General features: G+C 65.2%; 12 protein-coding genes. 7 read left to right on the top strand and 5 right to left on the bottom strand.

Annotated elements, in window-relative coordinates; all coding sequences use genetic code 11:
• Positions 1 to 33 precede the first annotated feature (33 nt).
• The 5 genes from H6935_11530 to H6935_11510 are packed head-to-tail and all read right to left on the bottom strand — an operon-like array spanning position 34 to position 4976.
• Positions 34 to 1380, bottom strand: a complete 1347-nt coding sequence (locus H6935_11530; GenBank protein ID MCP5278977.1) for an HDOD domain-containing protein — start codon at positions 1378 to 1380, stop codon at positions 34 to 36.
• A gap of 10 nt (positions 1381 to 1390) precedes the next feature.
• Positions 1391 to 2458 carry a uroporphyrinogen decarboxylase gene (locus H6935_11525; protein MCP5278976.1) on the bottom strand — a complete coding sequence of 356 codons (1068 nt, stop codon included), beginning with the start codon at positions 2456 to 2458 and terminating at the stop codon, positions 1391 to 1393.
• Between the two features lie 34 nt (positions 2459 to 2492).
• Complete coding sequence (locus H6935_11520; GenBank protein MCP5278975.1) at positions 2493 to 2798, bottom strand: hypothetical protein; 306 nt, start codon at positions 2796 to 2798, stop codon at positions 2493 to 2495.
• A 13-nt stretch (positions 2799 to 2811) separates the two neighbouring features.
• Entirely contained in the window at positions 2812 to 4713 is a 1902-nt protein-coding gene (locus H6935_11515; protein MCP5278974.1) for a cation acetate symporter, read from the bottom strand.
• Positions 4713 to 4976 carry a DUF4212 domain-containing protein gene (locus H6935_11510; GenBank protein MCP5278973.1) on the bottom strand — a complete coding sequence of 88 codons (264 nt, stop codon included), beginning with the start codon at positions 4974 to 4976 and terminating at the stop codon, positions 4713 to 4715. Before H6935_11510 ends, H6935_11515 begins: the two co-directional genes overlap by 1 nt.
• 224 nt (positions 4977 to 5200) lie before the next feature.
• Here H6935_11510 and H6935_11505 point away from each other — a divergent pair, with 224 nt between their 5' ends.
• The 7 genes from H6935_11505 to H6935_11475 all read left to right on the top strand — a co-directional run bounded on the left by H6935_11505 (position 5201) and on the right by H6935_11475 (position 12370).
• Complete coding sequence (locus tag H6935_11505; GenBank protein MCP5278972.1) at positions 5201 to 5467, top strand: DUF4212 domain-containing protein; 267 nt, start codon at positions 5201 to 5203, stop codon at positions 5465 to 5467.
• An 11-nt stretch (positions 5468 to 5478) separates the two neighbouring features.
• On the top strand, positions 5479 to 7296 hold the full coding sequence (locus H6935_11500) for a cation acetate symporter (GenBank protein ID MCP5278971.1): 1818 nt from the start codon (positions 5479 to 5481) through the stop codon (positions 7294 to 7296).
• A gap of 88 nt (positions 7297 to 7384) precedes the next feature.
• Positions 7385 to 7735 carry a hypothetical protein gene (locus H6935_11495; GenBank protein MCP5278970.1) on the top strand — a complete coding sequence of 117 codons (351 nt, stop codon included), beginning with the start codon at positions 7385 to 7387 and terminating at the stop codon, positions 7733 to 7735.
• 227 nt (positions 7736 to 7962) lie between these two features.
• Positions 7963 to 8625 (top strand): response regulator transcription factor, encoded by a 663-nt coding sequence (locus H6935_11490; protein MCP5278969.1) that lies wholly within the window; start codon positions 7963 to 7965, stop codon positions 8623 to 8625.
• A 5-nt stretch (positions 8626 to 8630) separates the two neighbouring features.
• Positions 8631 to 10145, top strand: coding sequence for a sensor histidine kinase (locus H6935_11485; protein ID MCP5278968.1), 1515 nt, complete (start codon positions 8631 to 8633; stop codon positions 10143 to 10145).
• A 61-nt stretch (positions 10146 to 10206) separates the two neighbouring features.
• Positions 10207 to 10935: a cytochrome b/b6 domain-containing protein gene (locus tag H6935_11480; GenBank protein ID MCP5278967.1), complete on the top strand. Its 729-nt coding sequence runs from the start codon at positions 10207 to 10209 to the stop codon at positions 10933 to 10935.
• Between the two features lie 124 nt (positions 10936 to 11059).
• A complete protein-coding gene (locus tag H6935_11475; GenBank protein ID MCP5278966.1) occupies positions 11060 to 12370 on the top strand; it encodes a mechanosensitive ion channel in 1311 nt (436 codons plus the stop codon).
• The last annotated feature ends 21 nt before the right edge of the window (positions 12371 to 12391 follow it).

Below are 12391 nucleotides of genomic sequence, written 5' to 3'. Positions count from 1 at the left end.
TCAAAAATCCGTGGCCCGGTCAGGCAGGCCGGCTCAATGGGCAAGGCTGGATTCCTCCAGGGCCTCGCTGACACCAAGGGCCCACGCCAGGGCCTCGATGTGACGCTGGTTCACCTGGAGGGCATCATGGTCGCAGGCGGCCGCCAGGGCATCGATGGTGTCCCGGTCGCTTTCCTCGCAGGCAATGGCCAGGCGCAGGTAGGAGGCGTAGGGGCCTTCCCGGCGCAGCAGGGCCTGGCCCATGGCCTCGGGCAGGGTCAGTTGGGCCAGGATATCGGCCATGGGCATCTCGAACAGGGCGTCCATCACGGACAGGATGCCCACCACGAACACCTCGTCGCAGGCCTTGGCGGACAGGCGCCCCTGGGCCAACTGTTCCGCCAGGCGGGCCCTCACCAGGGCGTTTTCCCGCAGGGCCTCGTCCAGGGGATGGGTCTCCTTGCCCAGGCTGAACAGCAGCAGGGTGAGCCAGCGATACAGTTCGTCCCGCCCCACGTAGGTCATGGCCCGCTTCACGTTGTCCACCTTCTCACGCAGGCCGAAGGCGGCGGAGTTGACGAAGTGCAGCAGGCGGTAGGCCAAAGCCGGGTCGTACCAGGCGATGCCGGCCAGTTCGTCGAAGTCCGCCTGGCGCCGCACGCCGTTGAGGAGTTCCACCACCACCATGCGATACGGGGACAGGTTCTTGCCGGGCTGGGCCGGGCGATGGGTGACGAAGTCCCCCTGGAAGAGGGCCATGCCCATCTGCCGGCAAGCCTCATAAAGTTCCTGGGAATCGACCTGCCGGGCCACCAGGTGGGCCTCCGGATAGGCTTTCGTCAGGTGGTGCACCCGGTCCAGAAGTAGCGTTGGGTCGGCACCGGCCAGGCCGTCCAGGACAATGTAACGGGACCAGGCCAGGGCCTCGGCCATTCCCCGCCGTTCCAGGTCCTGGCCACAGGCCAGGGTCAGGCCCATATCGACCAAGCGCTTCAGGCCGGCCAGCACCGTCTCCCGGTCCAGAACCGCGTCGGCGGGGGGCGCGAAGACGATGACCAGGTTTTCCCTGGGCAGTCGGGACAGGTCCGGGTGCTCCAGCCCCCCCGGCCCCAGGGGCAGGAAGGCCAGGCGCTTGCCCAGCACCGGCTGCATGCGTCCATCGCGGAATTGGGCAATCAGGCTGGCGTCGAAGAATTTCTCCGACGCGGCGCTCCAATGGCGCTGCGGCCTTTCCACGGAGAAGATGTAGGCGGCCACCTGCTGGCGCCGGTCCAGCAGGGCCTCCCGGCGCAGGAAGGAAGGCGCTGGCCGGGTCTCCCGGGACTGGACTTGCGGTGCCTCGACGGTTGCGGTTCGTCCCGTTCGGGTACCGAACAAGGCGGCGAACAGGCGTGCGAACATGCCAAAGCCCTCAGGTGCCGTGGTACTGCCTGCTCTCTTCCCGCACCGTGTCCACCAGCACCGCCACGCTCTCAGGCGGCGTGAACTGGGAAATGCCGTGGCCCAGGTTGAAAACGTGTCCCGAACCCTGGCCGTAGCTGGCCAGGATACGCCTGGCCTCGGCGGCCACGGCCTCGGGGGTGGCCATGAGAATGGTGGGGTCCATGTTGCCCTGCAGCGCCACCTTGTCGCCCACCCGCTTGCGGGCGTCGCCGATCTCGATGGTCCAGTCCAGGCCCACGGCGTCGGCGCCGCAGGCGGCGATCCGTTCCAGCCACAGCCCGCCGCCCTTGGTGAAGACGATGCGGGGCACCACGCGGCCGTCCCGCTCCCGGGTCAGGCCCGCCATGATCTCGGCCATGTAAGGCAGGGAGAATTCCAGATAGGCCGCCTGGGACAGCATGCCGCCCCAGGAGTCGAACACCATTACCGCCTGGGCGCCCGCCTCGATCTGGGCGTTCAGGTAGTCGGTCACCGCCCTGGTGGTCACCTGGAGGATGTGGTGGAACAGGTCCGGCCGGCTGTAGAGCATCTTCTTCACCGTGGCGTAGGTGTCGCTGCCCTGACCCTCCACCATGTAACAGGCCAGGGTGAAGGGGCTGCCGGAAAAGCCGATGAGGGGTACGGAGCCGTCCAGGGCGCGACGGATCTCGGAAACGGCATCAATGACGTAGCGCAGCTTGTCGTGGGGGTCCGGCGCGGCCAGGTCGCGGATCTCCCATTCCTCCCGCAGGGGGCGCTCGAAGCGGGGTCCCTCGCCCTGGGTGAAGGACAGGCCCAGGCCCATGGCGTCGGGGATGGTGAGGATGTCGGAGAACAGGATGGCCGCGTCCAGGTCGTAGCGTGCCAGGGGCTGGAGGGTGACTTCCGTGGCCAGGGAGGGGCTCATGCACAGGTTCATGAAGCTGCCGGCCCGGGCCCGGGTGGCGCAGTACTCGGGCAGGTAGCGGCCCGCCTGGCGCATGAGCCAGGTGGGGGTGTAGTCCGTGGGCTGGCGCAGCAGGGCGCGCAGGAAGGTGTCGTTTCTCAGTGGGCTCATGTCTGTTCCATCCAGGTCAGGCCGGCATTCTACTTTACGCGGCGCCGTTCCCCCGCGCCCCGAGCCAGCCCTGGGAATGGAACAGCATGTAGAGACCCAGATTGGAAAGAAGCAGTAACGCCACGGCCAGGGGAGAGATGAACCGGTCAGCGATGAAGCGGGGCGCCAGCCAGCGGGTAAGGCGCCAAAACGGCCGGGTAATGGTTTCGAAGAAACGCCAGACCACGTTATCCCGGTAGGCAGGACCCGCGATCAAGGCCAGCAGGCCCTTGCCGATGAAGGTGTAGGCCAGGAGCCGGAGAACCATCTGCAAGACCTGGAACAGGGCAAATGCTTCCATGTTGGCCAGGCGGTCAGTCCCTGAGTCGGGGATAGCGCACGCTCTCCACCAGATCCTGGGTCGCCTGGTCTGGTTCGGGCGTGAGCAGGCTTACCACCAACGTCGTGAGGAAGCCCGCCGGAATACCGAAGATACCTGCAGAAACGTCGCTGATGCCAAACCACTTGGGCATGCCCAGGAACTTCACGCCCACCAGGTAGAACAACGTCAGGCCCATCCCCACCACCATGCCCGCGATGGCCCCCTGCTTGGTGGTGCGCTTCCAGAATATCCCGAGCACCAGAGCGGGAAAGAAGCAGGCCGCGGCGATGGAGAAGGCCCAGGCCACCATGGAAAGGATGGTGGCGGGCTTGAGAGAGGCGACGTAGGCCGCGACCAGTGCCACCAGCAGCAGCAGGCCCTTCGAGACAGCCAGCCGCCTGTTGGCGGAGGCCTGGCGGTTGACCATCTGGTAATAGACGTCATGGGAAAGGGCGTTGGTGATGGTCAACAGCAGGCCATCGGCGGTGGAAAGGGCGGCCGCCAGCCCTCCCGCCGCCACCAGCCCGGCCACTACATAAGGCAGTCCCGCGATCTCCGGTGTTGCAAGCACGATCACGTCCGGGTTCAGGGCCAGCTCGGCCAGCTGGAGGATGCCGTCGCCGTTGATGTCCTCCACGCTCACCAGGCCCAGCTTGGACCAGGATGCCACCCAGCCTGGAAGTTCGATGATGCTGCTGCCGATGAGGTTGGTATAGACCTCGTACTTGGCGAACACCGCATAGGCCGGCGCGGTGAAGTAGAGCAGGAAGATGAAGAACAGGGACCAGAACACCGATTCCCGTGCCTCCCGTACCGAAGGCGTTGTGTAATAGCGCATCAGCACATGGGGCAGGGAGGCGGTCCCCACCATGAGGCAGAAGGTAAGGGCGATGAAGTTCAGCCGGGCGGTGTTGCGTTCCTCCTCGGTATCGCCCGGGAAGGGCTCGCCGTGATGGGTGATGGGCTTTGACCTGTCCTCGGCGGCGGCTCGCTCTTGCTCGAGCTTCGCCACTTCATCACCGTCGGCGCCTTTCGCCTCCAGGGAGGCAATGCGTTCCCCGAGGGCTTCGGCCTTTTGCTTGAAGGCCTCCCGCGCGGCCAACTGGGCCGGGTCGGCCTTGATGTCGTTCTCCCGTTCCGTCACCTTTTCCAGCACGGCCCCGTAGGCCAGCTGAGGGACAGGCACGCTGGTGATCTGGTAGGACATGAACACCACGGGCACGAGGTAGGCGATGATGAGAATGATGTATTGGGCCACCTGGGTCCAGGTCACCGCCCGCATGCCGCCCAGGAAAGAGCAGAGCAACAGGCCGGCCAGGCCAACGAATACGCCTATCTCGAAGGTGATGCCCAGGAAACGGCTGGTGATGATTCCCACCCCGTAGATCTGGGCCGTGACGTAGGTGAAGGAGGCCAGGACGGTGCCCACCACCGCGAGGCCCCGGGCGGCATGGCCGCCGTAGCGGGCCCCCATGTAGTCGGGGATGGTGAACTGGCCGAACTTGCGCAGGTAGGGGGCCAGCAGCAGGGCCACCAGCACATAGCCGCCGGTCCAGCCCATGACGAAGGCCAGGCCGTCGTAACCCTTGGCGTAGAGGGTGCCCGCCAGGCCGATGAAGGATGCGGCGCTCATCCAGTCCGCACCCGTGGCCATGCCGTTGTAGATGGCCGGGACTCTGCGTCCGGCCACGTAGTATTCGGTCACGTCGGCGGTGCGGCTCATGATGCCGATGCCCGCGTAGAGGGCCACCGTGGTGGCCATGAAGGTCCAGCCGATCCACTGGTCCGGCATGCCCATGTATTCCGCCACCGCCAGGGCCAGCACGAACATGACGAAGCCGCCGGTATAGAAGCTGTAGTACTTCTTCAGGCGGTAGACGAAGGTGTGGGGCATCAGCGCCCTTCCTCGGCGACTCCGTATTCCTCGTCCAACTCGTTCATGCTCAGGGCGTAGTGCCGAACGAGTATCAGGTAGACGATCAGCGCCCCCTGGGCACCCACCCAGAATGGCAGGGGGAAGCCAAGGAAGATGATGTGGGCCAGGTCCCTGGCGAACCAGACCACCAGAAAAGTCACGGCAAACCAGATGGCCAGTAGCGTTCCGGTCAACTTCAGGTTGCGACGCCAGTACTCGTGGTGTTTTTCCGTCAACTGCATACCGTCTCCTTCGGTGGCGTGAGTATAAGAGCCTAACTTCCCCAGGGGCACGCCCGCGCCCCGCGCGCCACCGGGGGGACTGCTGCTGGCGACTTCCCGGCTGTAAGGTTGCTGTCAGCCTTCCGCCCTAAGATGCCTGCCCCATAAGGGGGGGTAATAGGGGCCCGGGCTTTGGCACGGTGCCGAAATCGAATGTATTGCTACATAAGGCAAGGAGACACGCCATGGCAAATCCCGGGAATTACGATTCCAACGCCTACTGGAAGGCGACGCTGGGACTGATCACCAAGGTATTGGCGATCTGGTTCATCTGCTCGTTCGGTCTGGGCATCCTGTTCGCTGAACCGCTCAACAACATCTCCCTGGGTGGTTACCCGCTGGGCTTCTGGTTTGCCCACCAAGGCTCGATGTACATCTTCGTCGGTCTGATCTTCTGGTACGCCAGGAAGATGGGCCAGATCGACCGCAAGTTCGACGTCCACGAAGACTAAGGAGCGACCACATGGATCTGCAAACCACAATTTACCTGGTCGTCGGCGTCACCTTCGCCCTCTACATCGGCATCGCCATCTGGGCCCGGGCCGGTTCCACCAGCGAGTACTACGCGGCCGGCGGCGGCGTGCCTCCCGTGCTGAACGGCATGGCCACGGCGGCCGACTGGATGTCCGCCGCGTCCTTCATCTCCATGGCCGGCCTCATCGCCTACATGGGTTATGGCGGCGGCCTGTTCCTCATGGGCTGGACCGGCGGCTACGTGCTGCTGGCCTGCCTGCTGGCCCCCTACCTGCGCAAGTTCGGCAAGTTCACCGTACCCCAGTTCATCGGCGACCGCTTCTACTCGAAGTCCGCCGCGACCGTGGCCGTGATCTGCCTGCTGGTGGCCTCCATCACCTACATCATCGGCCAGATGACCGGCGTGGGCGTGGCCTTCTCCCGCTTCCTGGGCGTGGACAAGGAAACCGGCATCTACGTGGGCATGGCCATCGTGTTCACCTACGCGGTGTTCGGCGGCATGAAGGGCATCACCTACACCCAGGTGGCCCAGTACATCGTGCTGATCTTCGCCTACGTGATCCCGGCCATCTTCATCTCCCTGGCCCTCACCGGCAACCCGATCCCCCAGCTGGGCCTGGGTTCCGACATGTCCGGCACCGACAAGTCCCTGCTGGACACCCTGAACCAGGTGGTGAATGACCTGGGCTTCGGCAAGTACACCACGTCCCTGCCGGAAAACAGCATGCTCAACATGTTCGTGTACACCATGTCGCTCATGATCGGTACCGCGGGCCTGCCCCACGTGATCATGCGCTTCTTCACGGTGCCCAACGTGGCCGCCGCCCGCGCCTCCGCCGGCTGGGCCCTGGTGTTCATCGCCATCCTGTACACCACCGCTCCCGCCGTGGCCGCCATGGCCCGCATGAACCTGCATGCCACCATCACCCCCGCCGTCATGAAGTCTGACGTGGACGTGTTCTCCGCGGATGCCAACATCCAGTATGAGGCGCGTCCGGACTGGATGAAGCGCTGGGAAGTCACCGGCCTGCTGAAGTTCGAGGACAAGAACGGCGACGGCCGCATCCAGTACTACAACGAGAAGTCCAAGGACGAGGCCTTCCTGGCCAAGGCCGAGGCTGCCGGCTGGAAGGGCAACGAGCTGACGGTGAACAACGACATCATCGTGCTGGCCAACCCGGAAATCGCCCTGCTGCCCAACTGGGTGATCGCCCTGGTGGCCGCCGGTGGCCTGGCCGCCGCCCTGTCCACCGCCGCCGGCCTGCTGATGGCCATCTCCGCCGCCATCTCCCACGACCTGGTGAAGGGCATCTTCGCGCCCAACATCAGCGACAAGGGCGAACTGATGGCCGGCCGAATCGCCATGGCCTGCTCCATCGTGGTGGCCGGCTACCTGGGCCTGAACCCGCCCGGCTTCGCGGCGGGTACCGTGGCCCTGGCCTTCGGTATCGCGGCCTCGTCCCTGTTCCCGGCCATCATGATGGGCATCTTCTCCAAGAAGATGAACAAGGAAGGCGCCATGGCCGGCATGATCGCTGGCCTGGGCGTGACCCTGTTCTACGTGTTCGCGCACAAGGGCATCTTCTTCATCAAGGGCACGGAGTACCTGGACCTCATCGGTGGCAAGAACTCCTTCTTCGGCATCACCCCGGAAGCAATCGGCGCCATCGGTGCCCTGGTGAACTTCGGCGTGGCCTTCCTGGTGGACAAGATGACCAAGGAACCGCCGGAGCACATCCAGCACATGGTGGAAGCCGTGCGCATCCCCCGCGGTTCCAAGGCCGTGGATGGTTCTCACGCCCACTAAGCCCTAGAACGCGACAGCCCGGCCATGCCGGGCGTCGCCTACAGCCCCGCCGGGTTAAACTGGCGGGGCTTTTTCTTTGGAGTTATCCATGGTTTTTGATGTCCAGGTTGCCATGACATGGATCCTTTTCCTGGCTCTGTTCCCCATCACCTTTTTCTGGACGCGAAACGCCTGGCGCATCCTGTTCAGGCGCGACTATTCCTTCGTCGCCCTGAAACACGGCGTGCCTCCGGCGAACCCGGCCAAGTTCGCCCCCTTCTCGGCGGCCATCAACCTCATCGGCGCCGGCATCATCGTGTTCGTGATCCTGGGCATCGTCACCGGGTCCATGGCCTACGCCACCTGGTCGGCCATCGCCGGATCGACGATCTGGATGAAGATCATCTTCGACTTCATCCTCAGCCGGCACGCGCACATGAATTTCGGCAAAAAGAAGTGAGGCCCCGCCCGGCAGGGAACATCCCTGACGGGCAATAAAGGCTCGAGCCCATGGGAAGAGGCGGCACCACTTCCCGGGGCCCGGATCCTTTCCCCACCAGAAGCAGGAGGGTGGCACAGCGCTGGCGGAGACATCAGGGATGGCATGCTGCAGGTCGGTTTCCAGCATAATTGCCGCTGCTCGTGCCAGGAACCATGGTTTTTACACCCTGAAAACCCCCTCGTTACATGCGCATCCTCATCGTTGAAGACGACGAAATCCTCGCCAACAGCCTGGTCCGTGCCATGACCGGCGCCGGTTATGTCAGCGACCACGTGTCCGACGGCGAGCAGGCCCTGGCCATGCTCCTGGATGGCTGCCATGACCTGGCCATCCTGGATATCAACCTGCCGCGCATGGATGGCCTCATGGTGCTGCGCCAGGTGCGGGCGGACAAGAGAACCCTGCCCGTCATCATCCTCACCGCCAGGGATTCTGTGGAGGACCGGGTGCGCGGACTGGACCTGGGGGCGGATGACTACCTCACCAAGCCATTTTCCCTGGCGGAACTGGAGGCGCGGGTGCGAGCCCTGCTGCGTCGCGGCCAGGGCGCGGCCATCACGCTTTGCTGCGGCAACCTGGAATTCGACAGCGTGGCCCGGCGCGCGTCGCTGGCCGGCGAGCCGGTGGAACTCTCCGCCCGGGAACTGGCGGTACTGGAGACCCTGGTCTTCCGGCAGGGCAAGGTGGTCAGCAAGGAACAACTCGTGGAGAGCCTCTGCACCTTCGGCGAGGAGGTGAGCCACAATGCCATCGAGGTCTACGTGCACCGCTTGCGCAAGAAGTTGCAGCCCGGAGGGGTCGACATCCGCACGGTGCGCGGGCTCGGCTACATGATGGACAAGGCGTGAATGGCATGAGCGGCCAGGATGCAGGCCGCCCCCCTCCCCACCAGGAGGCCGGAGGGACGGCCGCGCTGAGGCCAGCGCGGCCCAAGGCGGCCATGGAGGAGGAGGACATTCTCTCCCTGCGCCACCATCTCGTGAACTGGCTGTTCACGCCGCTTTATCTCCTGCTGCTGTTCTCCGCCGTGATCGGCTACATAGCCGCCCTGAAACTATCCAACCAGCCCTATGACCTGCTCCTTACGGAACGGGCACGACTGATCGCGAGCCGCTTCGACCTTAGCCCGGAACAGGTCGTTCCGGAGGCGGCCGAATTGTTGCCGGACGGCGCCGAGCACCTGTCCTTCACCCTGTTCGATGCGGACCACAAACCATTGCTGGGCAATGCCACGCTGCCGCGCCCCCGCCCACGGGACTTCGCACAAAAAGGCCCTTGGCTGCGCAACACATCGGTCAGCGGCGAAAAGGTTCGCCTGCTCACCCTGCATTTCCAGACCACCCGGCGCACTCCCGGCAACAATTACGTCCTGGTCATGGCCGAGCCCATCAAGGATCGCCTTGTCCTGGGTCGCAGCATCCTGGCCAACATCGTCATCCCCCAGTTCATCTTCATCCTCATCGCGGGCTTTGCGGTCTGGATCGGCCTCAATCACGGTTTCGAGCCCCTGGAACGCCTTCGGCGACAGGTGGCTTCGCGCCGCCGGGACGACTTGAGCCCCCTGGACGAATCCCAGGCGCCGGGAGAGATCAGGCCTTTCATCCGGGAGATCAACCATCTCATGGAACGATTGAAGGCGGCCATGGACAGTCAGCGCCAGTTCGTGGCCAACGCCGCCCACCAGTTGCGCACCCCTTTTGCCGGCCTCGTGTCCCAGGCGGAACTGGCCAAAAGGGAACAGGCGCCCCCGACGGTGCGCGAGGCGCTGGAGGGCATCTGCCTGGGAGCCAAGCGGTGCGCGCGCCTGGTCAACCAGTTGCTGGCCCTGGCACGCAATGCCCCCGATGTCGGGCTTGAAGAAAGGATCGAACGCCTTGATCTCGCACGCCTGGCCCGTGACAGCGCCGCCCGGTGGGTGCCGGAGGCGCTGGCCAAGGGCGTCGACCTCGGTTACGAGGGCTCACCCACGGGGGTCACGGTGCGTGGCCAGGAGTCCGCCTTGGCAGACCTTGTGGACAACCTGGTGGACAACGCCGTGCGCTATACCCCCCCTGGCGGCCATGTCACCGTAAGCGTCGGTAGCGAGGGCAATGAGCCGTGGTTGCGTGTCGAAGACGATGGCCCCGGCGTTCCCCGTGAAATGCGGGACAAGATATTCCAGCGCTTCTTCCGTATTTCGGGCAGCACGCAGCCAGGTAGCGGCCTGGGACTGGCCATCGTGCGGGAGGCCGCGGGTCATCTGGGCGCGCGAGTGGAGGTTGCGGAGGGCGTGGGCGGTTACGGCACGTCGTTCCTGGTGCGATTCCCCCCCGCGCTGGAGTGCGGACTGCCGGACCCGGGCACGGTCGAACGCCAACAGGCCCGTTAAGCCGGCGTTAAGGGGGGCGCGTCAGCCTCTGTTCCCACAACCCACCTTCGTGAGGAATACCATGACGCGCCTGCTGGTCTGGGACCTGCCCACCCGTCTTTTTCACTGGTTGTTCGCCATCGCCTTCCTGGCCGCCTACCTCCTGGGCGATGCCGAGGGATGGCTGGGCTGGCACAGCTACTTCGGTTACCTCGCGGGCGGACTGGTATTGTTCCGCCTGGCCTGGGGATTCCTGGGCGGTCACTTCAGCCGCTTCAGCACCTTCCCGCCCAACCCCGCCTCCGCGCTGAACTACCTGAAGGATCTGGCCGCGGGCGGTGGCACGCGGCATGTAGGCCACAATCCCGCCGGGGCTCTGGCCATCCATGCCCTGCTCTTCCTGGGCCTGGCCACGGCCTTGAGCGGCATGGCCCTCCTGGGCGCGGACCCGGGGCATGACCCCCTGGCCGGCCTCGTGCAGGGCAGCTGGAAGGACCTGCTGGAGGAAGCCCACGAGTTTTGCGCCAACGCCATGCTGGCCCTGGTGGCCCTGCATCTGATGGGCGTCGCCCTGGGCAGCCTGCGCCATGGCGAGAACCTGCCCCGGGCCATGGTGACGGGCTACAAGGATGGCCAGGCCGACGACGCCAGGCCCGTAAAGCCCGCCCTGCTCGTGGCCGCTCTGATGCTGGCCGGGCTGGGAACCTTCACCGTGCTGCACGACTTCACCATCCCCTGCGATGACAACGTGGCTGCCTGCGGGCAGGCCGGCGAACGCCAAGAACTTGGCGGTGGCGACGATGACGATTGAAGCTTGAAGGCGCTCCCCAGGAGCCTGTGGTACCTCGGCCGCAGGTGCGCCCGAACCCGTCAGGATCCTAGCCCCATGGCCGGTGTTTCCGGTATGTTCCGGGAAACGACTCTGCCCCTCCGCCATGGATCCCGCCCTCTCCGATAACCTCCTGGCCACGCTGTCCAGTTGGCAGGCCCTGATCCAGCACCCCTTGTTCTGGTGGGAGGTGGGCGTCCTGGTCCTGGCCGCCGCGGGCGCCCTGCTGGTGCATCGGACCCTGGGCCAGGGCCTGGCAGTGCGCACGGAGCAGAACGCCGAGTTCGCCATGCGCAGCCTGGCCCTCAAGACCCTGCAACGGGTTCTCTTTCCCATCAGCATGCTGCTGGGCGTGTTCGCGGGCAGGGCCCTGCTGAACCACCGGGGCTACCCGGTGGACCTGCTCAACCTGGCCGTGCCCCTGCTCACCTCCCTGGCCACCATACGCATCGTCGTCTTTTTCCTGCGCAAGACCTTCAGGCCAGGCCCGGCGGTGAAGGCCTGGGAGAACCTGATCGCCACGTCGGTATGGATCTTGGTGGCCCTGCACCTGCTGGGATGGCTGCCCGCCGTGCTGCAGGCCCTGGACGGGGTGGCCATGCAGATGGGGCAGACCCGCGTGTCCCTGCTGGAGACCGGCAAGCTGATTCTTTCCCTGGTGGTGCTGTGGATCCTGGCCCTGTGGCTGGCCCGACTCATCGAGAACCGGGTGAGCCAGGCCCAGTACATCAACGCCAGCATGCAGGTGGCCCTGGTCAAGCTCAGCAGGTTCCTGCTCCTGGTGGCGGCCTTCCTGATGGCCCTCAACGCCGTGGGCATCGACCTCACCGCCCTGGCGGTGTTGGGCGGAGCGGTGGGCGTGGGCCTGGGCTTCGGCCTGAAGAGCATCGCCAGCAACTTCATCAGCGGCTTCATCGTCCTCTTCGACCGCTCCATCCGCCCCGGCGATGTCATCACCATCGACAACACCTTCGGCTGGGTGCAGGAACTGCATGCCCGCTATATCGTCGTGCGGGACCGGGACGGGGTGGAGCGCCTGATCCCCAACGAGACCCTCATCACCACCGAGGTCATCAACTGGAGCTACACGGATCGCAACGTGCGCCTGAAGATTCCCGTCTCCATCAGTTACGACGACGACCCGGAGCAGGCCATGGCCCTGCTGCTGGGGGCGGCCAGGGCCAACCCCCGGGTGCTGGACGACCCCGCCCCCGCCGCCCGCTTGATGAATTTCGGCGACAACGGCATCGAACTGGAACTGCGGGTCTGGATCCAGGATCCGGAGTCGGGCCTGGCCAATGTGCGCTCCGACGTGAACGTGGCCATCTGGCGGGCCTTCAAGGCCGCGGGCATCACCATTCCATTTCCCCAGCGGGACCTGCATATCCGCGGCGGAGCGCTCCTGCCCGAGAAGTAGAATCGGCCACGCAAAATAATA

The sequence above is a fragment of the Thiobacillus sp. genome (assembly GCA_024235835.1).
Classification (GTDB): Bacteria; Pseudomonadota; Gammaproteobacteria; order Burkholderiales; family Thiobacillaceae; genus PFJX01.
Note: the sequence above shows the minus strand (reverse complement) of the source record. Positions and strands in the feature narration are given on the sequence as shown.